The sequence below is a fragment of the Methylobacterium sp. 1A genome (assembly GCF_058072805.1).
Genome location: NZ_JBYQVE010000001.1, coordinates 1300408 through 1325683, shown reverse-complemented (window position 1 = coordinate 1325683; position 25276 = coordinate 1300408). Strand labels below are relative to the sequence as shown.

The following is a 25276-nucleotide window of genomic DNA, read 5'->3' as shown; positions in this document are numbered from 1 at the left end:
CCTCCTAAAGATCGATGCCGTCGCCGGGATCAAGCGACGCCTGCCGCGCCACCTGGCGCATCGTCTGGTTCATGCGCGAGAGGCGCGCGGCGTCCTCGTCGGCGTCGTCGCGGGGATCGATCTCAAACTCGTTTTCGATGGGTTGCTTTGGCTCGACGGGTTTTGAGCGACTCAACTCCGGCTGGTGCCGGCGCTCGGAGTCGGTCGTATCCTCGTCCTCCGATCCGTCGCCGCTAGCGGCCGCTGCCATCACCGGTGTCGCCGGAAGAGGCAGCGTGCTCCAGTCGTCCGGTCGTGCAGTGGTCGGCTTGACGAGATTCGGCGGCGGCAGGATGCGCTCCTGAAACCGGCGATCCTCATAATATCGCGCCTTCTTCGCGCGGATCGGCGGGGTGCCCGCCACCATGACGATTTCGTCGGATGGCGGAAGCTGCATGATCTCGCCGGGCGTCATCAGTTGCCGGGCTGTCTCCGAGCGCGAGACCATCATGTGACCGAGCCAGGGCGACAGGCGATGACCGGCATAGTTCTTCATCGCGCGCATCTCGGTCGCGGTGCCGAGCGCGTCGGAGACACGCTTGGCGGTCCGCTCGTCATTGGTCGCGAAGCTGACGCGGACATGGCAGTTGTCGAGGATCGAGTTGTTCGGTCCGTAGGCCTTCTCGATCTGGTTCAGCGACTGGGCGATGAGGAAGGCTTTGAGACCGTAGCCGGCCATGAAGGCAAGCGCGCTCTCAAAGAAGTCGAGGCGGCCGAGGGCCGGGAATTCGTCGAGCATCAGGAGAAGCCGGTGGCGGTTGCCCTTCGCGTTCAGATCCTCCGTGAGCCGCCGGCCGATCTGATTGAGGATCAGACGGATCAGCGGCTTGGTGCGGTTGATGTCCGACGGCGGCACGACGAGATAGAGCGTCGTCGGATGCTTGCCGCCGACTATGTCGGTGATGCGCCAGTCGCAGCGGCGTGTAACTTCGGCGACGACGGGATCGCGATAGAGGCCGAGGAACGACATCGCGGTGGACAGCACGCCCGATCGCTCGTTGTCGGATTTGTTCAGCAACTCGCGGGCCGCACTAGCGATCACCGGATGCGGGCCAGCCTCGCCGAGATGGGCGGTCCTCATCATGGCGGCGAGCGTCGAGTCGATCGGCCGCTTCGGGTCGGAGAGGAAGGCGGCGACGCCAGCCAGGGTCTTGTCGGCCTCGGCGTAGAGGACGTGCAGGATGGCGCCGACCAGCAGCGCGTGGCTGGTTTTTTCCCAGTGGTTCCGCTTCTCCAGCGAGCCTTCTGGGTCGACCAGGATATCGGCGATGTTCTGGACGTCGCGGACCTCCCACTCGCCGCGGCGGACCTCGAGCAGAGGATTGTAGGCGGCCGACTTCGTGTTCGTCGGATCGAACAGCAGCACGCGGCCGTGCCGGGATCGAAAGCCCGCCGTCAGCGTCCAGTTCTCCCCCTTGATGTCGTGGACGATGGCCGAGCCCGGCCAGGTCAGCAGTGACGGCACGACCAGGCCGACGCCCTTGCCGGATCGCGTGGGAGCGAAGCACAGCACATGCTCGGGACCATCGTGACGGAGGTAGTCGCGCTCGAACTTGCCCAGGATCACGCCATCCGCGCCCAGGAGGCCCGCGGCACTCACTTCGCGAGCATCGGCCCATCGGGCGGAGCCGAAGGTCTCGGCGTTCTTGGCTTCGCGCGCCCGCCACACGGACATGCCGATCGCGACGGCGATGGAAATGAAACCGCCCGACGCGGCGATATAGGCGCCTTCGATGAAGATCGGCGGAGCATAGGCATCGTAGAAATACCACCACCAGAAAAAGGCTGGCGGATAGTAGATCGGCCAACCGGCCAGTTCGAACCACGGAAGTCCAAGCTGTGGCTGGAAGCCGAGCCGATAGGCCGTCCATTGCGTCGCCGCCCAGGTTGTCATCAGCACGATCAGGACGACGGTGAGGATCTGGCCCCAGAGGATTTTGGTCGCCGACATGGCGGGCACTCCTTTCTTGATTGGGCTACATGCCGAGGCCGCGGTTGCGGCCGAAGCTCCAGTCGACGCCACCGGCGCCGTGCGACACGCCGGAGACGTGCTGACCGACCTGGCGTTCGAGGGACGGCGACCAGGGCACGAGCTGGAATCCGAGGCCGTCATCGATCATGGCGAAGCGGCCAGACGCGAGCGCGAAGCGCTGCCGGTAGGTGCCCGCCACATACTCGCCCGTTGCGGCCTTCGAGAATTGTCGGCCGGTCTCGGCCGCGAGCTTCTCGCCAAGGGCGTCGACCTCGCGCTGCCGCAGCATGTCGATCAGCCCGGGTGAGAAGCTGACGCCCCGTGTTTGTCGCTCGGCGAGACCTTGACCAACGAGATGGTCGGCACGGCGGTCCATAGCCTGGCGCACCTCGGCGCCGAAGCCGCCGCCGCCGAGCGGAACGGGCTCACGGGCGATCGCCTGCCGGTCGAGCCAGGTCGCGCCGGTTGCATGGACTTGCCTCTCGATGTCGAGATCGGAGCGGATGGCGAGCGCGACCCGTCTGCGTCCCTGCGCGTCGTCGAATTTGCGCAGCTCGACGATCGAGCCCGGCGCGCTATCGCCGGCCGCGTCGAGGTCGGGCAGCTTGATATGATGGGTCCGTCCGTCCGTGCCATCGACCACGGCGTAGGCGGTGCCCTTCAGCTCATCGTCGAGACCACGATCGACCAGCCGGCCAACGACAGGATCGTTGAGGCTCTCGCCGGCGAGCACATAGCTGGCGGCGCCGCGCTCGATACCGCGTTCCGTCAGGCCGCGATGAATGCGTTTGATGATGTCGCCGCGCTCGCCCAGTTCGCGCAGCGTCGCCTCGGCATTCTCCGATACTACCCATTGGCCGGGGCCGACCTGATCCGCAAGGCCGAGCGTCTCCAGCTTCCGCAGCCGGCCGACCTTCATCGCGTGGAACTCGTCGGGCTGGCGATCGGGATGCGGGGCGAGATCGACGACGCCGGTGCGATAGGCGTCGCGCGAAAGCTGGCGGTCGAGATTGGTCCAGCGTTCCGACTCGATCTGGCGTTCGAGATTGCGGCGTATCTCGTGATCGGTGCGCGGCCCCAACTCTTGGGTGGCGAGATCCTGCGCGCGGGCGCGCATGCCTTCCTTGATGTAGTCGCGCGAGATGACGAGGTCCTGGCCGTCATCGGTGCGCCCGCGCAGGATGATGTGGACGTGCGGATTATCCGTGTTCCAGTGATCGACACCGACCCAGTCGAGCTTGGTGCCGAGATCCTTTTCCATCTGCCCCATCAGGTCGCGGGCATAGGTCTTGAGGTCGGACATCTCCGTCGCGTCCTCGGGCGAGACGATGAACCGGAAATGATGCCGATCATCCTGGGTCCGCTCGGCGAAGGCCTTGGGATCGGCGTCCTCGGTCTCGGGACCGAACAGCCGCGCCTTCTCCCCATCCCGGGTGACACCCTCGCGCCGCAGGTAGCTAAGGTGGGCGGAAAGCGGCGTGGTCCGCGCGCTATGACGGACGACGCGCGTCTTGATTACGGTGTTGCGCGATCGGCTGGTGAGCAGCCGGTTGGCCTGCACCGTCGCGCGCTGGCCGCGCCCGAAACGCGAGCGGTTGCCCGAACTGATCGTGCCGGACCGCGAGACGCTGCCGCCGGCGCGCTGCGCAGCCGCCAGCGCTTGGGCGATGAAGGGTCGCCCCTGCTGCGCGCGGGTCGAGCGGATGCGGCCTGGCCGGATGCGGAAATCGTCCTCGCTGCTCATGGCCGAGGCCCCGCACATCGCGCAATCGCGCGGTAATCCTTGGCGAAATGGCGGATGCGCAGGCTGCGCCGATCAGGCGCACCTCGCGCCAATGCGCCATAAGTCCCTGAAAACACACGACCGCACCAAGCCGCACCTCGCGCGCTTTTATCTCGCCATCGTGCGGTTGTGTTGCCTGCTCTCCCTCCTCGGACCGCCATCCTTCCGCCAGAGCACGCTATTCCACGAAATACTGCGAGCACCGTCATCGCGGCCCCCCATCGCCGTTTCGGGCGACAAACAGGCCTGCGGATTGCGGAGCGATGGCTGTGGCATCGCGCACCGGAGTTGCAACCGGGGTCTCATTCGACGCGCTATCGCCGGTCGTCGAAACAGCGGTGGCGGCGCGCTCGGATTGCACGATGAACAGCGGCGAGCGCGTCCAGGCGTTGGGATCGGCGGCCGCGACCGTGACGGGAGCAAGCGCGTCTGCGCCGCCGATAATGGGCGCGAGCGCGGCGACATAGGCGCGGGTTTCAGCGGGCAACGGACGGCCAGCAAGATACTCTTCATAGCGGCCGGGACCAGCATTATAGGCCGCGAGAAAGCCCGGCGAACCGTAGCGGTCGTGCATCTCGCGCAGGTAGGCGGCGCCTGCCAGAATGTTGTCGCGTGGATCGTAAGGATTCGCGCCGAGCCGGTGACGGGCGCGCAGATCAGCCCATGTGGCGGGCATGACTTGCATCAGGCCCATCGCGCCGGCCGACGAGATCGCCCGCACGTCCCCAGCGCTTTCGACGCGCATGACGGCGCGTATCCAGTGCTCGGGAATGCCGAAGCGTTGCGCGGCCTCGGTGATGAATGTGGCGTAGGGAGCGACGCGAGAGGGGCGCTCGGCGGACACCGTCTGCGCATTCGCATTGGCGCAAAGCGGTGCGGAAAGCAGAAGGCCGGAAAGGAGAAGGAGGACTGTGCGCCGGGCGGTGTTTGACCGCCCGGCGACAGCTTTGGGGAGCGGGACCGACATCGTTCAGTCCCGCTCTGCGCGCTTGGGCGGACGATTCCAGTGCAAGCCCCAGGCGGACTTGTCGTCGGCGGACTGGAAGAGGTTAGCGCGGATCGGATGACCGAAGGTCGGATCGTCGATCTGCAGCGAGACATAGTCGCCGGCCTTCTCGCCAGTGCGCTTCCAGCCCGCACCGATCTCCGCGCCGGTTTCGTTGTTCATGCTGTCGAGAACATGGACGCGGAAGTCTGGCGCGTTCTCGGCATCGGACGGTTCGGCCGGAACGATGATGATGTCCTGGTGCAATGTCAGCGTCATTAGGTGGCCGATGAAGCCGTCATTTTCGCTCGTGAATTGACCGATGAGGGACATGGGTTTCTCCTTGGCTGTGCGGTGGACGGGGTCATGGGCGTGCCGTCACCGCGTCGGCGCGCGCCAGACGAAGCGGTCATCGCCGTCCTCGTCGGTGTAGAGGGGGGTGGCCCGGCCGATGACCGAGCTGGCGGGGAGCGTGCCGAAGTAACGGCCGTCGAGGCTGTCGCGGACCTGCCAGTTCATCAGGAACAGCTCGTCGTCGGCGATGACGCGGCATCCCTGCCAGATCGGTAGTTCGCGGCCCCGGCGATCACGATCGAGCGCGTCGCCGATGGCCTGGCCGTCGACGGTGATCGTGTGGCCGGATCGGCATACACGTTGACCGGGCAGACCCGCGACCCGCTTCAGCAGCGGCACGCCGCGCGGCAAATATCCGCCATCGGCAAGGAACGTGGCAATCGGCTCCGGCGCCGCTACGGCGACGAGGTCGGACGCTTTCAATCCGTCGCTGGCGCTGATGGCATAGAGGCCGATCGGCGTGCTCGCGGAGGCATTCCAGATCAGCTTCGGCGCGAACGACACGATCGACAGGATGCCCATCAGCATCACCGCGAAGTACGTCGTCATGACGTATCCAAAGCGGCTCATGGCATGATCCTCCGGCGCAGGAGGAAGGCGCGATGCTGCTGCGCGTCGTAGGCGCGCGGTGCTTCACCGGCCGTCAGACGGTTGTGGACGTGTCGCCAGTGATCGGGCGAAACGTCGATCGCATCGATGCCGCGCGCCTCGATAGCATCGACGAGCTGGAGCACGCGCTCGACCTTCGGCCAGCCATCGGCGCGCAACAGGATGTCGCCGCCGGGGCGCACGAATGGCAGGGTGTGGCAGCGCTCGCCCGCACCGACGGCGCGCACGATGTCGAGCCGAGAAAGTGCGGTGCCGTAGTCGTTGGAGGTCCAGCGAACGAAGGCGAAAACACTGTCCGGTGCGAACGACACGACGCGTCGGCGGCGGTCGAGGATCTGTTCGGCGATCTCGCGGCCGAACCTGATCCAGAATTCGATCTTCTTCTCGACCCACGTCAACTCGACATGGGTCAGTGCATCGGCCGCTGGCGCTGGCGGCAAGCCGCTGCGCAGCGACGGGTCGGCGACACCGATCATCGCGGCTCTCCTTCGCTGGTGGGGAACTCGCGCTCGAACAGCGCGCGCAGCATCTCGGCGACCGTCTGTCCGCGCTGGAAGGCGGCAATCTTGATCCGGCCGCGCATGTCGGCGGTGACGTCGATCGTCAGCCTGGCGGTAAATTCGGCGGCGGGGTCCGCGCGCGGCGATGGACGGTCTGGCGCCTTGATCCAGCTTTCCGGATCGGCCGGCCGGGACGCGAAACTGCGTTTCGAGGACCGCTCGCTCATGCCCCGATCCTCGTGACTTCGGCGGCGAGCGCGGCAATCTCCCGCGCGGCGGGCGATGTCTCGTCCTGCTCGGCCGCGAGCCGTCCGGTCTGCACGACATCGGCGAAGGCGATGCGCTGACCGATGGTAGTGAGGAGCGGCGGGGGATCGTGTTCCGCGAGCGTCTCAGCGATTTCGCGGGCGAGGATCGTGCGGGCTGCACAGCGGTTGAGTACGAACCGCGCCTTGAGGTCCGGTCGATAGATCCGCGCTTCGCTGAGCAGCGTCAGCATCTCGGCCGACGCCCAGCCGTCGAGCGGTGACGGCTGCACCGGGATCAGTACAAGATCGGCAGCCAGCAGCGCCGAACGCATAAGACCGGCAACACGCGGCGGTCCGTCGATGACGACATGATCGACGTCGCGCGCCAGCTCCGGCGCTTCGCGGTGGAGCGTGTCGCGAGCCAGGCCGACAACACCGAACAGCCGCTCCAATCCCTCCCGGCCGCGCTGCTGTGACCAGTCGAGCGCCGATCCCTGTGGGTCGGCGTCGATCAGCGTGACGCGCTGCCCATGCCGAGCCCATTCACCGGCGAGATGGAGGGCGAGCGTCGTCTTTCCGACGCCGCCCTTCTGGTTGAGGAACGCGACGATCATGACGGTCTCCCGGCGATCGGGGACTCGTCCACAGCGGTCGAAAAAGCGGGGTCCGTTAGAACGATTCCGTAGGAATCTAGGTTAGATAAGTTACGGGGCTGGCAAGCTGCTGATTCAGCGCGATGAATAGACGATTCCGGTCCCCGATAGCACGAGAGTCCGGTCCCCGATGGCACGATAGCGCCGGTCCCTGATAGCACGAGATGATTCACAGCTTATCCCCAGGTCGAGTTGTCGAGCGGCGACGGCGGCGCGGGATGCCGAGCGCGTCGGGATTGGTGGGTACGAAGGACAGGATTTCGGGGCCGCCGAGGCACTGCTCGATGGTCAGGCGATAGCCCGGCAGCGGCTGGCGGCGCACGATGTCGCGCAGGTCGTAGGCGAAATGCTTGAGCGGCGAGAGACTGCCGGACTTCGCGTGGAGATGCGGGAAGTCGAAGCTCCAGCCGTGTTCCTGCTTGCCGCCGTGCTTGCGCACGAGGCGGTAGAGCCAGCGCTCCAGACCGCCGGTCAGCCTGAAATAGTTGCGGTCGATCGTCAGAACTAGCGCGTCATCGAGGACAGCGGCGTAGAACCAGTCCGGCACGATCAGTTCGAGCCCGAGCGGGCGGCCGCGGTGATCGGCTCGCTCCTTCCATTCGTTGATCCAGGAGAAGCGGTGCATCCGCCGCTCGGTCGGCTGGCGGATTGAGGTCGCTATGGTGGTGGACTGGAGGCGGTCGAGCGCGGCCTTAAGCCGGTCGTAATCGCGCAGCGAGACACCGCGTCCAATGAAGTTCAGAATCTCGTAAGGCGTGGTCGCCATCAGGCGTGACGGGCGCAGGCCGACGTCACGGGCCTCGACGATTTGCGAGGCCGCCCAGATCAGAACGTCCGCGTCCCAGATCGTCGCCATGCCGTGCTCGGGCACGGCTTCGACACGGATTTTCATCGAACCCGCCTTGAAGTCGATCGGCGTCAGGCGCTTCGACTTGGCAAGCGAGAAGAACGGATAGGCCATGAGGTCCTGCGCGTCGCGCGGCGCGAGATCGCCGGGCAGCGCCCGGAACAGATCGAGCTGCGCACGCTCGTCGTGCTGTGTGTGACGGGACGACATGGCGTGTCGTCTCAGCGCGGCTGGCGGCCGGCGAAGCGGCGATCCGACGGCTCCTGCCGCTTGGCGGGGAGCACCGTGCCGCGCGGATCAGAGGTCGAACTGACGAGGCCGCGATCGGCCCACGTCTGGAGATCCTCTATGGCGTAGACGACTCGGCCGCCGAGCTTCCTGTAAGACGGGCCGGTGCCGTAGGTGCGGTGCTTCTCCAGAGTGCGCTCGGACAGTCCGAGGAAGCGAGCGGCCTCCTGCGTGCGCAGGTAGCGTGGCGGGATGCCGGCGGTCGTATCGGCCATTGTCGAGCCTCCGTGGTCTCATCGGGGGCCGCTGCCGTCAGGCGGCGGTTCGAGAGCACGGTGGCGTGAAGGCGGTGGGTCGGACGATGTCGGAGATAGGAATCTAGTTTCGACACGCCGCAGGCGGTCGATGGCGGGCTATGATCGGCGGGGTCGGTGCAGGAGGGAGCGGTAGCCGCCTTCAACGAGTTTCACGCCGTCGCGCGCCAGCCGGATCGTGATTTCGCGCAGCGCGTCCCCGGCCCAGGAGGCGGCGTCGATTCTATGACCAGGGAACAGAACCTCCCCGATCGATCGATATGTCGCGCCGGCACGACGTCCATCGACCGCACGCAGCATTTGGCGCGCGCGCTCGCGGCGCTGCGGCGTCATTCGAGGGTCGTTCGGGACGCGCTTGCCTTTGATCGCGCTCCAGAACCGGGTCAGCGCGGTCTGTCGATCCGGTGTGAGGGCATCGAACATGACCATCGCCGCGAGCGGGTTCTCGTCCTGCGGGTCTGCGAGCGTGACATCATACTGCTCGCCGCGGATATCGAGCCTGAGATGAGCAGGGTCGTGCTGGAATATGGTACGGAGGCGTAACTCGTCGGCAGTGATGGAAAACCCTTCAGGGCGCGGACCTGCGGCGAACATTATTGCCGACGGATCGACTTGAGGGGTCCAAAAAATCTGCTGGGCATGAGCCGCGATGAGAGGGTCGGCGCCGAAATCGCAACCCCCATAGGTTCGCAAATTCTTCGGCCGTTTCGAGTGAGAGTCGGCCGCTGGACACAAGCTCTTGATAGGCTTTCCGGTAGCCGGGGTTTCGGCGCAGGAATTCCCAGGCAAGGTCACCCGGAGTTAGATTGTCGATATAGTTGTAGGCGGTCTCAGACCGCCAACTTTCATCTTCGGACATCCTCCACCGCCTCCGCGAAATTATGACGCAACGCGAGTCAAGCAGCGGTCACGATCCCAAGTTGAGCGTGGCGTGGGAAGAACGAAGTCGGATCAACGTGATGCAGGTTCTGCATCACCTCAATGGAGGCGGGGGCCGAGAAGCTCGCAAAAGCCGTTTTCGGTCATCCATTTCGCGCGAGCGAGGTGAGCGGCATGAATTTTCGCAGCACGGTTGGGGTCCGCTGCGGGATCGAGGCCGAAGAGAAGCTCCACGACTTCCTCCCAGGTCGCGCCGTCCGCCTCGGCGTCGAGCAGCCTCAGGTACAGCTTCAGATGCGCCTGGTCATAGGCGGTGAGCGCCGCGCCGAGCGGCGGTTCGTCCAGATATTCTGCGTTGGTCACGATGAGCCCCACGAGTCATTCGTATCCAATCTGGAGCGGTTTGTTAACCGTAATGATATCCCGCGCCACACCGCCGCGGTTTGACGCAAAATCAGGATGGTCGGACGGGTTCGCCCGAAAAAGTCGTCAAGGGTTGTCCTTGTCACCAACCAGCATCACTCCCACGCTTTGGCCGGAGTTGAGCAGGACGATGCCAACGCCTTCAAAGGCTCGACGGACCTGATCGCGTGTTGATTCGTACACCTCGAGTCCGCTGTCGGATTCAAGGCGCTTCAACGCGGTCAGTGATACCCGGGCCTTGTCAGCGAGTGTCTCCTGTGTCCAGCCGAGCAACGCGCGTGCGGCCCGTGATTGTCGGGCGGTGATCATGCATGATCACCTCCCACTCGGACCTACGCGAGCGCCAGAACTACGGCTATAATAGTCGTTCTTGCTAGGAATGGCCAGCGGTTCTGGCTTTTGCCGCGCGATTCCAGCATCGGATGCCGCAGGTGATTCGCTTCATCGTCAGGCGTTTGGCCCCGCCCGGATTGTCCGGGCGGGGCTTCGCGCTGGGCTTACTCGCCGTTGCGGCGGCCGTTCGGGCGGGACCAGATGAGGCTGAAGCCTTCGCCTTCCTCGTCGTCGAAGAGGTTGGCGTAGATCGGGGCGTTGAAGCTAGGATCGTCGAGCTTCAGGCCCAGATAGGCACGGCCCTCGTTGGAGGTTTTGGACCAGGCGGCGCCGATCTCGGCGCGGCCGACGAAGACGCGGTGGCTGGGGGCGTTCTCGCCGGTGGCGCGGGCCTCGGGGACGATGCGGACGTTCTTCGTCTGCAGGCTGAGGGTGACGATTTCGCCGTTGAACTCGTTGTTGCCGGTCTTCTTGAAGGTGCCGATGGTCGCCATGATAGTTCTCCTTGAACTCTGCTCCGAGCCCGCACCATTGCGGCCTCGATGGCGATCGACAGGCCGGAGGCGATTGACGGCGCACCCCGCAGGGGCCTGACAGCAAAGGAGGGGCTTTCTTGGCTCGCGAGGAATGACGGCGCAGCCGGCAGGGGAAGAAAGTTTCGACGCCGCTGTTGCGGCATAGGCGATCGAGGCGCAGCCGACCTTCGGCCAGATCAGCCCATTGAAGAGGCCGTTTTGGAGCGGTCGACCTGACAGAGACGCATCACCGGAGAACGTGGCGACCACCCCGAACCGATGGACCTTAGCGACGCCTGACACGGCGGTTCAAACCAACTCCAGCAGACGCTCCGTTCCGCCGACTCCTGCCCGTCGCCCACGAGATCGCCCCCTCTCGGCACCCGCACCGTCGTTGGGCGCGCCGTCAGGGCATTGCCCCAAGCACCGTCACCGAGGGAATGGCGCGTCAATTGGGTTAGCCGTCGATCCGATCAACGCGATTGCGAATGACCCTGCCGACGAGGAGCGCGACACGTAAGACATCAACCCACCGTCCTGCCGCCGCCGGCAACGATGTCAGGCGCGCGCGACGTTCTGCACGGTTGGCCCGGGTGCGGCCATTCCTGTCACCCGGATCAGCGCCGTTACGCCAACGGCAATCGCGCCGATGACGGAGAAGATGATCTGCCAGGTGTCGGAGGGCATGGTGTGTTTCACGATGCCATGTGTCGCATGGTAGCCAGCGAGCGCCGCAGGCGCGACGAAGGCGAGTGCGATCGCGAGCCGTATCCAGAGCGGACGGATGAAGGCGAGCAGGAACTGCCCGAGGCCGAGCGTCAGCGCGGCGACGGCGAGGCCGACGAGGATCGCCCCGAGCCAACCGGCGCCGGTCTGGAAGGCCCAATTCCCGGCGCTGACGCCCGCGAAGAACGGCAGCGCGAAGACAGCCAGTGTGAATAGAAGCCAGCACAGGGCGCCGATCGCCACGATGCTGGAGAGGATGCCGATGAAAACCATGGTGGTGTTCTCCGTGAGATAAAGGTCTGACGGTCGCGCCTCCACCACCACCACGGCGCGTTGCCAGTATAGCCGAAGAGAAGACGAGACGGGAGCGGAAATCCCATGGGACTTCCGCTTGCGGCCGCGACGCCTTGCCCGCGATTACGGGGCGAAGGGATCGACCTCGTGAACGATGGCGGCGAGTTCGCCGTCATATTCGGCTGCGGGCATGACGCCCATGGTGCCGTCGCCGGCCTGGAAGATGACGATCGAGACCATGAGGGTGGTGGCGAGGCTGAAGGCGAAGGCGTGAGCTTGATTGAGGGACATGTGACCGGCTCCTGTCTTGGAGGCGGGAGGCCATCTCCCGCGCGACAGGCGCCCGATGTGTCCGGCCGATGGCCGCAATCACCGCGCAGGCGAAGCCGGAGCGGCGGCACGCTTTGCGTAGTCCGACCCTTTATGGGTTGATGGCGTCAGGCCAGCGGCTGGACCAAGGATCAGCGCAATGGAAGCGGGAGATGGTTTTCCGCCATGACCGGGGCCACGATGGGATCGCCCGTTCAATGCTTTCGCGCCGAAGCATCGTCGCCATGCTGCCGGTCGTGATGCCGCCGACATGGGCGGGTATGGTCATGCAAAGCCCAACAGCCGAAGAGGACGCGCGTGCCGAAGTTGCCTGAGAAGATCGACTTTCCCGTCAGCCAGGTGCGGCGCTATCTGGAACCCGGCCCGATCGTGCTGGTGTCGTCGAAGTGGCAGGGCGCGACCAACATCATGACGCTCGGCTGGCACACGATCCTGGAATTCTCGCCGTCTCTGGTCGGCCTGATGATCTCCGGCGGCAATCATAGCCACCGCATGATCCGCGAGAGCCGGGAGTGCGTGATCAACCTGCCGACGACGGCGCTGACCGATACAGTGGTTGGGATCGGCAACACGTCGGGGGCGGACATCGATAAGTTCGCCAAGTTCGATCTCACGGCGGAAGACGCGAGCGCGGTCGATGCGCCGCTGATCGGGGAATGCCACGCCAGCTTCGAATGCCGCCTTCACGACGATGCGCTGGTCGAGAAGTACAATTTCTTCATTTTCGAGGTGGTGAAGGCGCACGTCGCCGTGTCGCCGAAGCATCCCGAGACGCTGCATTACACCGGCGACGGCGTGTTCGTAGTGTCAGGCAAGGTCATCAGCCGCAGATCGTTGTTTCGACCCGAGATGCTGTGAGAGGCGGCGCTCACGCGCCACCTCCCTTCGGGCGGAAGTCGAACAGCGGGATGCCGAGCTTCCTCGCCTTGTCGGCGAGATTGTCCTGAATGCCGGTGCCGGGGAAGACGATGACCCCGATCGGCAGGACGTCGAGCATCTGATCGTTGCGCTTGAACGGTGCGGCCTTGGCGTGTTTCGTCCAGTCGGGCGCGAAGCCGACCTGCGGCACCTTGCGGGCGTCGGCCCATTTCGCGGCGATCTTCTCGGCGCCCTTCGGCGACTTGCCGTGCAGCAGCACCATGTCGGGGTGCTTGGCGTGGACCTGATCGAGCTTGGCCCAGATCAGGCGGTGATCGTTAAAGTCGAGCCCGCCGGTGAAGGCGATCTTTGGACCGGCGGGGAGCAGCACCTGATTGTCGGCGCGCTTCTTGGCGTTGAGGAAGTCCCGGCTGTCGATCATCGCCGAGGTGAGGTTGCGATGGTTGACCATCGATCCGCTGCGCGGTCGCCAGTTCGATCCGGTGTGGCGCTCATAATGCTCGGCGGCCTGGTCGCGCATCAGCTCGAAGGCGTTGCGGCGCTCGATCAGGGTCTGCCCCTCGGCCGTCAGGCGTTCCAGCTCGACAGCTTTCACCTCACTGCCGTCCTGTTCGCGCTGGCCGCGGCGCTGCGCCTGCTCATTGTCGTCCAGCTCGCGCTCGATCCGTTCGTTGGCCCGGTGGAAGAGGTTGACGGTCGACCAGAGGAGATCGTCGAGGTCGGGCTCGAGGCGGGTGTCTTCCAGGGTGGCGATCAGGGCGTCGAAGATGTCAGCGATGGCTCCGGCGACGTGGTCGCCTTCCGGAAGCGGTCGGGGATCGGGTTCATCCGAGAAGGGGCGGTAGCCGTAAAGCTGGAGTTCGCTGAGGACATGGTCGGTGGGGGAAGAGGCGTGGTGCGGTTCGTAGTCGTCGTGCTCGCTCATCGGGATGCTCCGTCGGTTCGACCGCGACCCTCGCGGCCTTCATGGCGACGAAAGCCGGCGGGCGGGCCGGACCTGCATCCGCAGCGAAGCGGAGGGCCGGAGCACAGCGGAGGATGACGAAGGCGGGCTATTTTGCCTCGCGATGGAAAGCGGCTCTCGGCCGCGCCGGAAAATAGTCCGCCGCAGACATTGCGGGTCCGGGCCGTTTGCTGGCCGATCGCCCTCTCGAAGGCCGGGGCGCGGTTCTCTCCGACCTGGGAATCATCCGAGCGATGCCGACGACGGCGCTACCCGCCGTCTGCACCTCGTCTCGGCCTATGCCGTCAACGCCATGAAGCGTGGGACGTCCTGTGGCGCGATCTGCACCCGGGCTGCTGCCCGGAGGCTGTCCAGGCCCGCCAGTCGGAGATCCTCGTTGAAGTCGCCCAGACTCGGAGACACCACGACCGCCTCGATCCCGGCCGCGTTCGCCCGTTCGATCAAAGTCGCCATTGCACCGTCGCCGGCCGGATCATTGTCGCGGGCGATGTAGAGCCGTCGCAGCGTGCCGGGGAACAGGATGGCCGAGAGATGCGCCGCCGAGAGCGCCGCCGCCATCGGCATGGTCGGCAGCGCCATCCTGAGCGACAGCATCGTCTCGATGCCTTCGCCCGCCGCCATCACCTCGCCCGCCACACCGAAGCGAACGGCATGCCCGAGGAGGTCGCCCATCGCCCGTCTCGGCGTGTCGATCGGGGCCTTGTCCGAGCCGTCAGGTGCGAGCCAGGTGCGATGCGCGCCGGTCTGATGCCCGTCGAGATCGGTGACCGATGCGATCATCGCCGGCCAGGTCTCGGTTGGGGAGTGCTCGTCAGGCCGATAGTAGCAGCGCGGATGGAAGCGCAGGCTTCCGGTTCCGTGCAAATCCGTAATGCCGCGTGTCCGGAGATACGTCTTTACGAGCGTGCCCGAAATCGGCTGCGCCATGGCGAAGAGCCGCCGTGACGCTTCCGGTGATCCGGTCGGCGCCGGTGACTGGCGCTCGCCACCATGCGGACGGTCCGGTTCGGGATGGGGCATCGACAGGAAGGTGCGCGCCTCATCGGCGACGTCCTTGAAGTCAACCAGTCCGCAGCTTTCGCGGATGACGTCGAGGAGATCGCCATGTTCGCCGGTGGCGGCGTCGGTCCATTTGCCGGCGGCGCCCTTGCCGACCTCGCCGCCCTTCAGCCGCACGAACATCGAGCGGCCCGGCGTATTGCGCGCGTCGCCGACCAGCCAATAGCGGCCCTCGCGATGACCGGCAGAGAGGTAATGGCGGCACACCGCCTCGGCTTGTCTGCAGAGACGGGTCGCCAGTTCGGAAGCATCGTGCCGCGCCATTACGCTGCCTCCCGCTCGCCGACGCGCTCGACCGGGTAGCGCTCCAGCACCTTGGCGAGGATGGTCGCCCCGGTCGTATCGGTCGGCACGAACATCCGCAGCTTCCACGAGATGATCTCGTGGAACAGGCCGTAGGCCCGCAGGCGATCACGCATGGCGTCGGTGAAGCCGGACAGCTCGATGCGGTTGGCGGCCATGACCCGGACGCGGCGAAGCTGAAGACCCTCGGTGAGGTCGAGGATGGTCTTGCCGTCCATCAGCGCCATGAAGGCGTCGTCGGGCGTCAGGGTCGAGGTGCCGGTCGCGAGCGCGCCGGCCACCCATGCGGGGGAGACGCGGCGGCCGACGATGCGCTCGCCGTCGTCTGTCTGGAGTCGATAAACCCGAGTCGATTCGTTCGGAAGCCGCTTCCAGATCGGCAGCAATAGCCCGCTGACGACATGAATGGTGCTATCGGCATACTCCGGCACCTCGGCGGCCTCGGCATCCCAGGCCGCTGTGAAGGCGATCCGCTCCGCCTGCACCCAATGGGTCTCGTCCATCACCTTGATGGGAATGTTGTGCGCCTCCATCGGCCGGATCAGCCGGATGCGCCGCTCGATCTCGCCATCGTCCAGCATGATGCTGGTGGTTGGTATCTGCACGGCGGCGCGGCCCGAACGCTCGTTGACCAGCAGCTTCGCGCCCGGGTCATCGAGATGGTCGAGCGCCTCGGCCAGCGTCACGGGACGGTTTCGCTGGCGCTGGGTGATGGTCAGCAGCCGAGCCTCAGCCCCGGTGCCGGGATGAACGTGGATCGTCCGGCGATCGGTGACGATGAAGCTCTCGGCCTGCAGCGTCTCCAGCCCGACGTCGTAGCTGCCCGAAGCGATTGCGCCTTCGATCTTGGCGTTCAGCAGCCGCTCGAACGCGGTGAACAGGAAACCCTGAAGCTCGATGGTCAGCGCCAGCAACCTGTTGAGGAGCGTCGTGATGGGCGGCAACTCATCCTTGATGCCGGTGGAATCCATCAGCGAGAGGCCCGTGGCATCCTCGAACATCTGGAGCGAGCACCCCTCGACCTTGCCGCGCACCAGCAGCAGGTAGAGCTGCCGCAGGGCGTCGCGGGCGTAGTGGCTCTCCAGATTGTCCTCGGGCCGGAACAGGCCTTGACCGCCCGTCTGGCGCTGGCCGCGCGTGATCGCGCCCAGCGTGTCGAGGCGGCGAGCGATGGTCGAGAGAAAGCGCTTTTCCGCCTTCACGTTCGTCGAGATCGGCCGGAACAGCGGTGGCTGCGCCTGGTTGGTCCGGTTGGTGCGGCCCAGGCCCTGAATGGCGGCGTCGGCCTTCCAGCCCGGCTCCAGCAGATAGTGGACGCGCAGGCGCTGGTTCCGCGCCGACAGATCGGCGTGGTAGCTGCGCCCGGTGCCGCCGGCGTCGGAGAAGATCAGAATGCGTTTCTGATCATCCATGAACGCCTGCGCCTCGGCCAGATTGGCCGAGGCGGCGCGGTTCTCCACGGCGAGGCGGTCGATGCCGCCGGGGCTGGTCATGGAGTCGGCACCCGACTTGCGGACGATGCGCCGCGAACGTCCCGTCACCTCGGCCACGACATCCGTGCCGAAGCGCTGGACGATCTGGTCGAGTGCGCCGGGGACTGGCGGCAGCGAAGCGAGCCTCTCGATCAAACGGTCACGACGGGCAACGGCGTCGCGGCTTTCGACCGGCTGGCCGTCGCGAAACACCGGCCGCGACGACAGATTGCCCTCGCTGTCGGTGAACGGCTCATAAAGCTGCACCGGGAAGGAATGGGCGAGGTAATCCACGACATACTCGCGCGGGGTGATGTCCACCCGGACGTCATTCCATTCCTCGGTGGGGATCTCCGCGAGACGGCGCTCCATCAGGGCTTCGCCGGTCGACACGATCTGGATCACGGCGGCATGGCCGTCGACTAGGTCCTGCTCGATCGAGCGGATCAGGGTGGGCGTCTTCATCGAGGTCAGCAGATGGCCGAAGAACCGCTGCTTGGCGCTCTCGAAGGCCGAGCGGGCGGCGGACTTGGCCTGCCGGTTCAACGTACCGCCGTCACCAGTGATGTTGGCGGCCTGCATGGCGGCGTCAAGATTGTTATGAATGACGGCGAAGGCGCCGGCATAGGCGTCGTAGATGCCGGTCTGCTCGGGGGTGAGCTGGTGCTCGACCAGTTCGTATTCGACGCCGTCATAGGAAAGAGACCGGGCCGTGTAGAGGCCGAGCGAGCGCAGGTCGCGGGCCAGTACTTCCATCGCCGCGACACCGCCATCCTCGATCGCCTCGACGAATTCGGCGCGGGTGGAGAACGGGAAGTCCTCGCCGCCCCACAGGCCGAGCCGCTGGGCGTAGGCGAGATTGTGGACCGTGGTCGCGCCGGTTGCCGAGACATAGACGACGCGCGCATTCGGCAGGGCGTGCTGGAGCCGAAGGCCCGCACGGCCCTGCTGCGAGGCGGCGACGTCGCCGCGTTCGCCCTTGCCGCCTGCGGCGTTCTGCATGGCGTGGCTCTCGTCGAAGATGATCACTCCAGCGAAGTCGGAGCCCAACCATTCAACGATCTGCTTGACGCGGGAAAGCTTCTCGCCCCGGTCGTCGGACCGTAGCGTAGAATAGGTGGTGAATAGGACGGCTTCCGAGAGCGTAATGTCCTTGCCCTGCGGAAAGCGCGACAGGGGTGTGACCAGCAAGCGCTCCATGCCGAGCGCCGACCAATCGCGCTGCGCGTCCTCCAGCAGCTTGTCGGACTTCGATATCCACACCGCCTTGCGCCGGCCCTGCATCCAGTTGTCGAGGATGATGCCGGCCGACTGACGCCCCTTGCCGGCGCCAGTCCCGTCGCCGAGCATGAAGCCGCGGCGGAAGCGCACAGCGTTCGGCGCATCGTCGGGCGCAGCCGAGACGACGTCGAAGGTTTCGTCGAGCGTCCATGAACCGGCGAGGAAGTCGGAGTGCGCCTCGCCGGCGTAGATGACGGTTTCGAGCTGAGCGTCGGAGAGCAGTCCATCGGTGACGATGTTGGCGGGCAGCCGGGGCCGGTAGCTCGGCCTGGGCGGCGCGACAGAGGCCATCGCCACGGATTGCACCAGCTTGGTCGGATGGGCCTGGGCACCGGGAATGCGGATCGCCTGCAATCCGTATTCTTCATAGATCGCGTCGGTGATCCGGCCTTCTTCGGCGGGCGTCCAGTCCACGGTCTCATAGGCGAGTTCGATCCCTTCGGGCTCGATGGACGCGGGCGTGGCGGGACGTGCAGCGGTGGTGCGAGCGAGGTATCCGCGAACGGTCCTGGGCGTGGCGGCGGACGCCGAGGTTGTCACTGGCGGGAGGGTTGCGGTCGGACGCGGGGGAACCTGCGTTTCGATCCAGCCGAGCAGCGTGTCGACGTCGGGCGCGATGCCGGGCGAAGCGGGAAACGCCGAACGATCGTCGGCCGGCAGCTTGTCGATCACGGTCAGACGGGTGTCGATGGTCGTGCCATGCTTGGCATAGACCGAGCCGTCCACAGCCGCGGTGAAGACGACGCGGCCACGCTCCTGAAGCCGGGCGAAGGCCTCGCGCCACGCTGGAAGGTCGGGGCCGAAGTTGGCGCCGGTGATCGCTACCAGCCGCCCGCCATCGGCGAGCCGGGCCAGCGCCGAGGCGACATGGCGATAGGCGGCGTCGGCCACGCGGCCGGAGACGTTTGCCATCGCCGAGAACGGTGGGTTCATCAGCACGACGGAGGGGACGGCTCCCGGCGCGAGATGATCGTCGATCTGGGCGGCGTCGAAGCGCGTGACAGCAACGGCCGGAAACAGCGCAGCGAGCAGATCGGCGCGGGTCTCGGCCAGTTCGTTGAGGAGGAGCGTTCCGCCTGATATCTCGGCCAGGATAGCGAGCAGGCCGGTTCCAGCCGACGGCTCCAGCACGACGTCGCCAGCAGCAATGGAGGCGGCCGCCACGGCGGCGAGACCGAGCGGGGCCGGCGTAGAGAACTGCTGGAGCGCCTGCGATTCTTCCGAGCGTCGCGTATGCGTCGGCAGGAGACCGGCGATCTTCGTGACGGCGGAAAGTCGTGCAGCCGGAGACGCGGCCTTACGGAAAAGCGCCTTTCCGTATTTGCGCAGGAAGAGGACTGTCGCGACCTCGCACGCCTCATAGGCGGCCTTCCAGTTCCAGGCGCCGCTGGTGTCGGATGCGCCGAAGGCTTCTTCCATCGCTGCACGGAGGATCGCGGCGTCGATACGCTGGCCGCGTTCTAGATGATCGAGAAGCTGTAGCGCTACGTTGAGGATCGAGGACGCGGGGGTGACGGGCGCGGCCGGAAGGGCCACGGGAGACAGAATGTTCATGGAGGAACCTCGGGAGAGCGGAAGGGACAAGGCCGGCGGCGCTCTCTCTCGACCGCCCGGACTCGACCCGTCCCGGCCGTCCTCTTCCTCTGATCCGCCGACATAAAAAAGCGCCCGACCGTGAGGCCGGGCGCTGAGAGAGGGCAAGTTTCAGTCGATCGCCTGGAAGATTTCGGCGGATTCCGGATGGTCTGCGGCGTAGTCGTAGAGGCGGCCATATCCTTCCGACATCGCGTCGACCGGATACTTGAAGGAGAGATGGGAGAAGGCAAAAAGCGTCGCGATGATGCCGGCGGCGTCGGCCGATACCTCTCCCTCATAGCCGTTGGTGTCGCAGATGATCTGAAAGCGGGGCTTCGAGGTCGGCGCGAGATATAGCGGCCTCCCGTCGCGCTCATAGAAGTCCCAGAGACCGCCACGATAATCGAGCGGGCTCAGGCGCTCCATCAGGTGATAGACGATCATCTCCGCCACGAGGACATGCTCACGGCCGAAGAGCAGCGGCAGGAAGCCCATCCGGCGAGCCTCCGGTACGAGGGCGACGGCGCGCGCCGAGGAATCGTCAATGCTGTTTGTAGTGTCGGGCATGGGGATTTCTCCGGAGAGCGGGATCGGAAGACCCGGACGGCGCTCTCTCTCGACCCGACCGGCTCGAACCCGTCCCGGCCAACCTCTCGCTCTGACGCGCCGCGTGACCGCCTGATCGCGCGGCCTTCCGAGGTGGGAAGCGCGGCGCTACACTCCTTCATCCAGCACATGGCGAACTGCGACCCGGGGGATCGGGGACGCATGTCCGCCCGACCGAGCGAGGCCCCGGAGGGAGACAGTGATGAAGGGAAGTGTGATCGGCATAGTGGCCGGAGGATGCCCCGTTGTGGGCTTCGGGGCGGGCTTTGCGCTCCGCCCGGTGATCGCGCCCGGCGGCGCATCGGCCGCCGCTGTCGCAGGTGTCGCGCAGCCAACAGAAGAAGAGGCTATTGCGGCCGTCCGCCGCCACCGTCTCTTCACGGGGACGTCGCTCGCCAACGCGACGCTCAAGCTCGGGGATTGTTCGCCGGGCGGTGTCGGACCCGGTGTGACGTGCATGACGCAGCTCACGATGGATGCTACCCGGGCGAACGCCATGCCCCAGAACCGTCCGGTCGGCTTCGCGCGCGTCAACGGTCAATGGGAAGTGGCCGTCTGGTAGAATTCAGACAGCCGTTTCGTCGCCCGTGTCGGGCGGAAGGTAAGCGTCATAGGGATTGCCGTCCGCCAGATGGCCGAATGGCGTGAACATATAGTCGCCGCCGTCACGGCCGACGGCACAGATGACATAGCGCGGCTCGCCGGTCGCGGCGTCCGTGCATTCCATCAGCGCTAGGTCGCCGCTTTCCGCTGCGCGAAGGAGGGTCTGGAAGTTGGCGCGCGCGTGATCGGGAATCATCGCGCACCCCCCTCAGCCAGCCACCGGCTGGTGCTGATCCATTCGATCGTGCGGCCGGTGGAGAGATCGAGCAGATGGGCGCCGCCGGAGAAACCGTCGACGACAGGGTCCGAGGCAATGCCGGCCCACTGAAACCCCCAGGTGCCGGTGAGCGCGAAGGTCTCGGCGCAGCGCGTGACGAAGGTGATCAGCAACTGCGGATCGGCAGTGCCGGGGTCGCGAAGCCAGAGTCGCGTCGCGCCGTGCTCGGGCGTCAGCGAAAGCAGGAACGGCTCGGCGGGCGGATCCTCGCGAGCGTTCTCGGCCAACAGCGCGGTGTAGATGTCGAACGCCCGCGCGACATTGGCGACCGAGCCGACGTCGAGCAGGCAGGAGAAGCGGGTGAGAAAATCGGGCATGTCGGGCTCCTGAAACGAAAAGAGCCCGGCGCTGGGCCGGGCTCGTGAGGATCGAATCGTAGTTGGGAGGGGCTAGTAGCCGAACTGCCAGGACGGCCAGGATTGCCCGTCGTCGCCGGCCGCCAGGGCCTGGGTGAGGTATTCGGGATCGCCCTCGACCACGGTGGGATCGCGGACAGGCGTCTCGTCGATAACGGTCACTCGGGAAACGAGGCCATCTTCGACCTCGACGTGGACCGGCACGAAATACTGGAAGACGACGCGCCGGATCGGCGCGGGGCTGAATTGCACCATGCGAACGCTCCTTCGATTGGGGGGGAGAGGTGCGGAGCGGCCGAAGCCGCCCCGCGAGCCGCTCATTCGGCGGCGACGAGGTGACGTTCGTCATCCTCGCCGTCGGGTGGCGTTTCCGATTCTTCGTCGGAGCTGAGGAAGTCGGGCAGCTCGGCCACCTCGGTTTCACCGCCTCCGTCCGCGTCCGCTGCGGGATCGCCGTCAACGCCAGCAAGTCGAAGCGGCTCGGGCAGCCAACCGCTGTCGGCCAGGAGACGCTCGGCCTCCTTGGCCATGTCGCCCTTTTTAAGATGACCGATAAGCTCGGCCGCCCGTTCGCCGGCGCCTTCGCGGACGGCTTCGAGGATACGCGGCTTGGTGACACGGTTGAGGTAGTTGCCGAAGGTCGGGCGCCAGCCAGCTTCGACGATGTCGAGCCCGGTCGCCCGCGTCAGCCGGTCGGCCTGCGCGAGCCTCATGTCGAGCGTGTGCTGCGACACGCCGCCCGCGCTGTGTGGGTTCGGCCGCTCATAGAGCGCGTTCACGCCATAGCTGACGCAATGCGCCAGTAGAGCCATACGGCTGGCATCGTCGAGACCATTCAGCCAATCCCAAAGGGCGTCATCGTCCTTCGGAATGTCAGCGGCCCAGGCGTCGTGACGCTCCTGCACGGCCCGCGCGGAAGGGCTGTCCTTCAGCGCCTCGTCCTGAACGGGGAAGAAGATGTGCTTCACCCCCGCCTCCATGGCGCCCGTGTACATGCGGGTCATGAAGTTGTCCGAGACCAGCTTGTGAAGAAGCGCCGTCATGGCGATGTGCGGGTTGTCCGCCACGGCATTGCGCAGCGCGAGGGTGCGGTAGGCGGTCAGTTCGATGACGAGGCGTTCGGGCAGCGGCTTGATGCCGTCGTCCTCATCGTCCTCATCGGACTCGGCAGGCTGGCCGCCGATGGTGATGACGGCGCGTTGCACCGACGGGCGACCGGCGTCGACGGATTCCGTGTCCGTCTCCGATCCTTCCTCGCCATCGGTCCGGACCTGAGGGACATCCTCGGGCCGGACGAAGCCGCGATCGACCGAAAGCGATCCGTCGGCGTCGATGCTGACGAACACGCCTGCGATGGCGATGTCGGCGGAATCGAATTGCTCGGGGCGATCATCGAAGGCGGCCAACGCCGTCTCGATCTCGCCGAGGCGCTCGTCGACCTCGTCGGGCAGTTCGTCGGCGTCCTGATATTCCGCTTCAAGCCTGGCCTGTTCTGCGGTGAGCGCCTCGATGGTCGCCTGCTCCTCGGCCGATAGATCGATCGGCGTGCCGGAGACCTCGTGCAGGCCGCGCACGGCGTCGTAGGGGAAGCTGACCGCGACCTCGATCCACTTCCAGCCCTCGGCGGCGATCGCCTCGGCTTCGGCCTTCAACTTCTCGGCGACGAGGCGATCGAGAAGCCCAACGTCCTGCAGCCAACCGCCATCGTCGGCCTGGAACAGATCGCGCATGACGATGCCGCCGGCCGCCTCATAGGCTTCGGTGCCAAGGAAGACGGCGCGCTTGTCGGAGGCGCGCACCGTGGTCTCGGTCAGCATGCGCCGTATCTGATAGGGCTCCTTCGACCAGGCGTCCTTGATCGCGTCCCAGACCTGAACCTGGCGCTCATGGTTTTCGGAGACCGTGTAGGCCATGAGCTGCTCCAGCGTCATGCCGTCGTCGGCATAGACATCGTGGAGCACGGGCGAAACGGTCGCGAGGCGTAGCCGCTGCTTGACCACGTTGACAGGGACGAAGAACGCCGCGGCGATCTCCTCCTCGGTCATGCCCTTGGTCAGCATGTCGTGGAAGGCGCGGAACTGATCGAGCGGATGGAGCGGGGCGCGCTCGATATTCTCGGCCAGCGACACCTCCTCGGGGAGGATGGCGCCGTCGCGATCGCGCACCACGCAGGGGACGGGCGCGACCTTGGCGAGACGCTTCTGCTTCACCAGCAGTTCGAGCGCGCGGAAGCGGCGACCGCCGGCAGGCACCTCGAACATGCCGGTCTCAACGCCAGCGGCGTCAACGACGGGGAGGACGCTGAGGCTCTGGATCAGGCCACGTCGGGCAATCGAGGCCGCGAGGTCCTCGATCGAGACGCCGGCCTTCACGCGCCGGACGTTGGACTGGCTGAGCACCAGCTTGTTGAAGGGGATGTCGCGCGAGGACGACAGGATGATCTTCTGAACGGCAGTAGCCATCGGGATTTACTCCGCGACGGGCGGCCGAGAGACTCTCTCTCAACCTCCAACCCGTCACGACGCGAAGCGCCGCCCTCTTCCTCTAAAGGGGGCAGCGCTACGAACCGGCAAACCTGAAAGGCACGGAAGCGCAAAGCCGGAGACACGGAAAACCGCATCCCCGGCTTCGCGGAAATCAGGAAGCTCGATCGAGCAGCTTCTTGGCCTTGCCCTCCATGTCGAGGCGGGCGTCCTGATGGGGCTTGTCGCGCGCGACGGCGGTGATGCCCTGCACGAAATCGAAGATGGACTCGGGCGGACGGCCTTCCTCGGCCAGCACCCTGTCGATGATCTTGCCGGTCTCGGCCTTGGAGAAGCCGCGCCGACGCAGGAAGTCGGTGCGGTCTTCATCGGTTCTGGCGACGATCCGCTCGCGGGCGGCCTTGATGCCGTTGACGAACGGCAGGGGCGAGGAGTTCGCGAAGTTCAGCAGCGCCGGGGCCGCCTCGTGCGCGAAGCGGTTGGCCGCATATTTGGAGTGGCGGATGGTGATTTCCTCGAAATCCTCCACGCCCCACAAATTCCGATTCTGGCAGACCGCCCGGAGATAGAAGCTCGCCATGCCGAGCGTCTTGGCGCCGACCTCGGAGTTCCAGCAGTAAAAGCCCCGGAAGTAGAGATCCGGCGAGCCGTCAGGCAGACGGCCGGCCTCGATCGGGTTCAGGTCGTCGACCAGGAACAAGAAAACGTCGCGGTCGGAGGCATAGAGCGTCGTGGTGTCCTTGGTGATGTCGACGCGCGGATTGTAGATGCCGGTCGACCAGTCGAGCACACCCGGCACCTTCCAGCGGGTATCGCCCGTGCCGTTGCCGGCGATGCGCTGCACGGCTTCCACCAGTTCCGCGTCGAATATCCTCCCATAATCCGGGCCGGTGATGGCGCGCAGCTCGACCCGGCCGTTGTCGGTTTCGAGTGTCTTGATCTGCTCCGCCCGATTGGAGGTCAGGCCGTATTGCAGGTTGATGCCAGCGAGGGCGGCCGGGAGCTGCCGAAGATAGGCGGCCGGCGCACCGACTAGGCTGGCGAGTTGGCCGAAGGACCAGTGCGTCGGCGCGATAGGAGTGTCGGTGCCCGGAAGGATCAGCGCCAGCCGCTCCGGGTCGTTGCGGTTCGCCTCTACATGGACGAGTGCGCTCTCTACCACACGCGTCCGGCTACGTTCCGCACGGTCGCCAACCGCACGGCCCAACTCGGTCAAGGACAGGTAACGCTCGTCGGCGGGGCGGGAAAACCATTCCGACGAGACGCGGCCGACCTGCTCTCCCCGGCTGACATCTACCTTGTAACCGCCGCTGGTGTCGCGGCGGGCGTCGAGGACCTGCATGTTCATGGGACCAATCTCCATGACGGGCGTCGGAGACCTCTTCT

The 25276-nt window shown here is 65.9% G+C and carries 29 protein-coding genes; 3 read left to right on the top strand and 26 right to left on the bottom strand.

The window, feature by feature from the left end:
• Positions 1-4 precede the first annotated feature (4 nt).
• The 17 genes from ACX9MN_RS06425 to ACX9MN_RS06345 form a co-directional block, all read right to left on the bottom strand.
• Positions 5-1990 (bottom strand): conjugal transfer protein TraG, encoded by a 1986-nt coding sequence (locus tag ACX9MN_RS06425; protein ID WP_292510100.1) that lies wholly within the window; start codon positions 1988-1990, stop codon positions 5-7.
• A gap of 25 nt (positions 1991-2015) precedes the next feature.
• The gene (locus tag ACX9MN_RS06420) at positions 2016-3755 is read right to left on the bottom strand and encodes a relaxase/mobilization nuclease domain-containing protein (RefSeq protein ID WP_489723994.1); all 1740 of its coding nucleotides are present in this window, start codon (positions 3753-3755) and stop codon (positions 2016-2018) included.
• A 244-nt stretch (positions 3756-3999) separates the two neighbouring features.
• Positions 4000-4761 (bottom strand): lytic transglycosylase domain-containing protein, encoded by a 762-nt coding sequence (locus ACX9MN_RS06415; protein WP_489723993.1) that lies wholly within the window; start codon positions 4759-4761, stop codon positions 4000-4002.
• Positions 4762-4764: 3 nt separating this feature from the next.
• A complete protein-coding gene (locus ACX9MN_RS06410; RefSeq protein ID WP_066115925.1) occupies positions 4765-5112 on the bottom strand; it encodes a DUF736 domain-containing protein in 348 nt (115 codons plus the stop codon).
• Positions 5113-5157: 45 nt separating this feature from the next.
• Positions 5158-5703, bottom strand: a complete 546-nt coding sequence (locus ACX9MN_RS06405) for a S26 family signal peptidase (RefSeq protein WP_489723992.1) — start codon at positions 5701-5703, stop codon at positions 5158-5160.
• Positions 5700-6218 (bottom strand): DUF2840 domain-containing protein, encoded by a 519-nt coding sequence (locus ACX9MN_RS06400; protein ID WP_489723991.1) that lies wholly within the window; start codon positions 6216-6218, stop codon positions 5700-5702. The genes ACX9MN_RS06405 and ACX9MN_RS06400 overlap by 4 nt, the downstream gene beginning before the upstream one ends.
• The gene (locus ACX9MN_RS06395; RefSeq protein ID WP_092160967.1) at positions 6215-6469 is read right to left on the bottom strand and encodes a ribbon-helix-helix protein; all 255 of its coding nucleotides are present in this window, start codon (positions 6467-6469) and stop codon (positions 6215-6217) included. The genes ACX9MN_RS06400 and ACX9MN_RS06395 overlap by 4 nt, the downstream gene beginning before the upstream one ends.
• The gene (gene parA / locus ACX9MN_RS06390; RefSeq protein WP_489723990.1) at positions 6466-7104 is read right to left on the bottom strand and encodes a ParA family partition ATPase; all 639 of its coding nucleotides are present in this window, start codon (positions 7102-7104) and stop codon (positions 6466-6468) included. The genes ACX9MN_RS06395 and parA overlap by 4 nt, the downstream gene beginning before the upstream one ends.
• A gap of 208 nt (positions 7105-7312) precedes the next feature.
• The gene (locus tag ACX9MN_RS06385) at positions 7313-8200 is read right to left on the bottom strand and encodes a replication initiator protein A (RefSeq protein ID WP_489723989.1); all 888 of its coding nucleotides are present in this window, start codon (positions 8198-8200) and stop codon (positions 7313-7315) included.
• A gap of 11 nt (positions 8201-8211) precedes the next feature.
• Positions 8212-8493 carry a helix-turn-helix transcriptional regulator gene (locus tag ACX9MN_RS06380; RefSeq protein WP_018429589.1) on the bottom strand — a complete coding sequence of 94 codons (282 nt, stop codon included), beginning with the start codon at positions 8491-8493 and terminating at the stop codon, positions 8212-8214.
• A 138-nt stretch (positions 8494-8631) separates the two neighbouring features.
• A complete protein-coding gene (locus ACX9MN_RS06375; RefSeq protein ID WP_092160964.1) occupies positions 8632-9126 on the bottom strand; it encodes a DUF2285 domain-containing protein in 495 nt (164 codons plus the stop codon).
• On the bottom strand, positions 9101-9391 hold the full coding sequence (locus tag ACX9MN_RS06370; RefSeq protein ID WP_489723988.1) for a transcriptional regulator domain-containing protein: 291 nt from the start codon (positions 9389-9391) through the stop codon (positions 9101-9103). Before ACX9MN_RS06370 ends, ACX9MN_RS06375 begins: the two co-directional genes overlap by 26 nt.
• A gap of 119 nt (positions 9392-9510) precedes the next feature.
• The gene (locus ACX9MN_RS06365) at positions 9511-9786 is read right to left on the bottom strand and encodes a DNA -binding domain-containing protein (protein WP_018429587.1); all 276 of its coding nucleotides are present in this window, start codon (positions 9784-9786) and stop codon (positions 9511-9513) included.
• Between the two features lie 114 nt (positions 9787-9900).
• A complete protein-coding gene (locus ACX9MN_RS06360; RefSeq protein WP_314070615.1) occupies positions 9901-10143 on the bottom strand; it encodes a helix-turn-helix domain-containing protein in 243 nt (80 codons plus the stop codon).
• 188 nt (positions 10144-10331) lie between these two features.
• Complete coding sequence (locus ACX9MN_RS06355) at positions 10332-10661, bottom strand: DUF736 domain-containing protein (RefSeq protein ID WP_314070618.1); 330 nt, start codon at positions 10659-10661, stop codon at positions 10332-10334.
• A gap of 579 nt (positions 10662-11240) precedes the next feature.
• On the bottom strand, positions 11241-11681 hold the full coding sequence (locus ACX9MN_RS06350; protein ID WP_286771572.1) for a hypothetical protein: 441 nt from the start codon (positions 11679-11681) through the stop codon (positions 11241-11243).
• Between the two features lie 144 nt (positions 11682-11825).
• Positions 11826-11993: a hypothetical protein gene (locus ACX9MN_RS06345; RefSeq protein WP_175506928.1), complete on the bottom strand. Its 168-nt coding sequence runs from the start codon at positions 11991-11993 to the stop codon at positions 11826-11828.
• A gap of 68 nt (positions 11994-12061) precedes the next feature.
• Between ACX9MN_RS06345 and ACX9MN_RS06340 the strand changes: the two genes are divergently transcribed.
• Positions 12062-12346: a hypothetical protein gene (locus tag ACX9MN_RS06340; protein ID WP_489723987.1), complete on the top strand. Its 285-nt coding sequence runs from the start codon at positions 12062-12064 to the stop codon at positions 12344-12346.
• The gene (locus ACX9MN_RS06335) at positions 12330-12890 is read left to right on the top strand and encodes a flavin reductase family protein (RefSeq protein WP_489723986.1); all 561 of its coding nucleotides are present in this window, start codon (positions 12330-12332) and stop codon (positions 12888-12890) included. The genes ACX9MN_RS06340 and ACX9MN_RS06335 overlap by 17 nt, the downstream gene beginning before the upstream one ends.
• 10 nt (positions 12891-12900) lie before the next feature.
• On the opposite strand, the gene ACX9MN_RS06330 is transcribed toward ACX9MN_RS06335, so the two are convergent.
• From ACX9MN_RS06330 to ACX9MN_RS06315, 4 genes are all read right to left on the bottom strand, one after another.
• Positions 12901-13836: a DUF2493 domain-containing protein gene (locus ACX9MN_RS06330; RefSeq protein ID WP_489723985.1), complete on the bottom strand. Its 936-nt coding sequence runs from the start codon at positions 13834-13836 to the stop codon at positions 12901-12903.
• 315 nt (positions 13837-14151) lie between these two features.
• The gene (locus ACX9MN_RS06325) at positions 14152-15198 is read right to left on the bottom strand and encodes a DUF7146 domain-containing protein (RefSeq protein WP_489723984.1); all 1047 of its coding nucleotides are present in this window, start codon (positions 15196-15198) and stop codon (positions 14152-14154) included.
• Positions 15198-19544 (bottom strand): strawberry notch-like NTP hydrolase domain-containing protein, encoded by a 4347-nt coding sequence (locus tag ACX9MN_RS06320; RefSeq protein WP_489723983.1) that lies wholly within the window; start codon positions 19542-19544, stop codon positions 15198-15200. The genes ACX9MN_RS06325 and ACX9MN_RS06320 overlap by 1 nt, the downstream gene beginning before the upstream one ends.
• Before the next feature lie 150 nt (positions 19545-19694).
• Complete coding sequence (locus ACX9MN_RS06315; protein ID WP_489723982.1) at positions 19695-20132, bottom strand: antirestriction protein; 438 nt, start codon at positions 20130-20132, stop codon at positions 19695-19697.
• Between the two features lie 241 nt (positions 20133-20373).
• On the opposite strand from ACX9MN_RS06315, the gene ACX9MN_RS06310 reads away from it, so the two are divergent.
• Complete coding sequence (locus tag ACX9MN_RS06310; protein WP_489723981.1) at positions 20374-20733, top strand: hypothetical protein; 360 nt, start codon at positions 20374-20376, stop codon at positions 20731-20733.
• 3 nt (positions 20734-20736) lie between these two features.
• Here ACX9MN_RS06310 and ACX9MN_RS06305 read toward each other — a convergent pair whose 3' ends face one another.
• The 5 genes from ACX9MN_RS06305 to ACX9MN_RS06285 form a co-directional block, all read right to left on the bottom strand.
• Positions 20737-20970, bottom strand: a complete 234-nt coding sequence (locus ACX9MN_RS06305) for a DUF6117 family protein (protein WP_018429571.1) — start codon at positions 20968-20970, stop codon at positions 20737-20739.
• Complete coding sequence (locus tag ACX9MN_RS06300) at positions 20967-21368, bottom strand: hypothetical protein (RefSeq protein WP_489723980.1); 402 nt, start codon at positions 21366-21368, stop codon at positions 20967-20969. The genes ACX9MN_RS06305 and ACX9MN_RS06300 overlap by 4 nt, the downstream gene beginning before the upstream one ends.
• A gap of 72 nt (positions 21369-21440) precedes the next feature.
• On the bottom strand, positions 21441-21662 hold the full coding sequence (locus ACX9MN_RS06295; RefSeq protein ID WP_489723979.1) for a hypothetical protein: 222 nt from the start codon (positions 21660-21662) through the stop codon (positions 21441-21443).
• Positions 21663-21724: 62 nt separating this feature from the next.
• Complete coding sequence (locus ACX9MN_RS06290; protein WP_489723978.1) at positions 21725-23869, bottom strand: ParB/RepB/Spo0J family partition protein; 2145 nt, start codon at positions 23867-23869, stop codon at positions 21725-21727.
• A gap of 175 nt (positions 23870-24044) precedes the next feature.
• On the bottom strand, positions 24045-25238 hold the full coding sequence (locus ACX9MN_RS06285) for a DUF932 domain-containing protein (protein ID WP_489723977.1): 1194 nt from the start codon (positions 25236-25238) through the stop codon (positions 24045-24047).
• Between the last annotated feature and the right edge of the window lie 38 nt (positions 25239-25276).

Coding starts and splice junctions, on each gene's coding strand:
- ACX9MN_RS06425 (WP_292510100.1), bottom strand. CDS start 1,990: ATGTCGGCGACCAAAATCCTCTGGGGCCAGATCCTCACCGTCGTCCTG.
- ACX9MN_RS06420 (WP_489723994.1), bottom strand. CDS start 3,755: ATGAGCAGCGAGGACGATTTCCGCATCCGGCCAGGCCGCATCCGCTCG.
- ACX9MN_RS06415 (WP_489723993.1), bottom strand. CDS start 4,761: ATGTCGGTCCCGCTCCCCAAAGCTGTCGCCGGGCGGTCAAACACCGCC.
- ACX9MN_RS06410 (WP_066115925.1), bottom strand. CDS start 5,112: ATGTCCCTCATCGGTCAATTCACGAGCGAAAATGACGGCTTCATCGGC.
- ACX9MN_RS06405 (WP_489723992.1), bottom strand. CDS start 5,703: ATGAGCCGCTTTGGATACGTCATGACGACGTACTTCGCGGTGATGCTG.
- ACX9MN_RS06400 (WP_489723991.1), bottom strand. CDS start 6,218: ATGATCGGTGTCGCCGACCCGTCGCTGCGCAGCGGCTTGCCGCCAGCG.
- ACX9MN_RS06395 (WP_092160967.1), bottom strand. CDS start 6,469: ATGAGCGAGCGGTCCTCGAAACGCAGTTTCGCGTCCCGGCCGGCCGAT.
- parA (WP_489723990.1), bottom strand. CDS start 7,104: ATGATCGTCGCGTTCCTCAACCAGAAGGGCGGCGTCGGAAAGACGACG.
- ACX9MN_RS06385 (WP_489723989.1), bottom strand. CDS start 8,200: ATGTCGTCCCGTCACACACAGCACGACGAGCGTGCGCAGCTCGATCTG.
- ACX9MN_RS06380 (WP_018429589.1), bottom strand. CDS start 8,493: ATGGCCGATACGACCGCCGGCATCCCGCCACGCTACCTGCGCACGCAG.
- ACX9MN_RS06375 (WP_092160964.1), bottom strand. CDS start 9,126: ATGTTCGCCGCAGGTCCGCGCCCTGAAGGGTTTTCCATCACTGCCGAC.
- ACX9MN_RS06370 (WP_489723988.1), bottom strand. CDS start 9,391: ATGTCCGAAGATGAAAGTTGGCGGTCTGAGACCGCCTACAACTATATC.
- ACX9MN_RS06360 (WP_314070615.1), bottom strand. CDS start 10,143: ATGATCACCGCCCGACAATCACGGGCCGCACGCGCGTTGCTCGGCTGG.
- ACX9MN_RS06355 (WP_314070618.1), bottom strand. CDS start 10,661: ATGGCGACCATCGGCACCTTCAAGAAGACCGGCAACAACGAGTTCAAC.
- ACX9MN_RS06350 (WP_286771572.1), bottom strand. CDS start 11,681: ATGGTTTTCATCGGCATCCTCTCCAGCATCGTGGCGATCGGCGCCCTG.
- ACX9MN_RS06345 (WP_175506928.1), bottom strand. CDS start 11,993: ATGTCCCTCAATCAAGCTCACGCCTTCGCCTTCAGCCTCGCCACCACC.
- ACX9MN_RS06340 (WP_489723987.1), top strand. CDS start 12,062: ATGGCCGCAATCACCGCGCAGGCGAAGCCGGAGCGGCGGCACGCTTTG.
- ACX9MN_RS06330 (WP_489723985.1), bottom strand. CDS start 13,836: ATGAGCGAGCACGACGACTACGAACCGCACCACGCCTCTTCCCCCACC.
- ACX9MN_RS06325 (WP_489723984.1), bottom strand. CDS start 15,198: ATGGCGCGGCACGATGCTTCCGAACTGGCGACCCGTCTCTGCAGACAA.
- ACX9MN_RS06320 (WP_489723983.1), bottom strand. CDS start 19,544: ATGAACATTCTGTCTCCCGTGGCCCTTCCGGCCGCGCCCGTCACCCCC.
- ACX9MN_RS06315 (WP_489723982.1), bottom strand. CDS start 20,132: ATGCCCGACACTACAAACAGCATTGACGATTCCTCGGCGCGCGCCGTC.
- ACX9MN_RS06310 (WP_489723981.1), top strand. CDS start 20,374: ATGAAGGGAAGTGTGATCGGCATAGTGGCCGGAGGATGCCCCGTTGTG.
- ACX9MN_RS06305 (WP_018429571.1), bottom strand. CDS start 20,970: ATGATTCCCGATCACGCGCGCGCCAACTTCCAGACCCTCCTTCGCGCA.
- ACX9MN_RS06300 (WP_489723980.1), bottom strand. CDS start 21,368: ATGCCCGATTTTCTCACCCGCTTCTCCTGCCTGCTCGACGTCGGCTCG.
- ACX9MN_RS06295 (WP_489723979.1), bottom strand. CDS start 21,662: ATGGTGCAATTCAGCCCCGCGCCGATCCGGCGCGTCGTCTTCCAGTAT.
- ACX9MN_RS06290 (WP_489723978.1), bottom strand. CDS start 23,869: ATGGCTACTGCCGTTCAGAAGATCATCCTGTCGTCCTCGCGCGACATC.
- ACX9MN_RS06285 (WP_489723977.1), bottom strand. CDS start 25,238: ATGAACATGCAGGTCCTCGACGCCCGCCGCGACACCAGCGGCGGTTAC.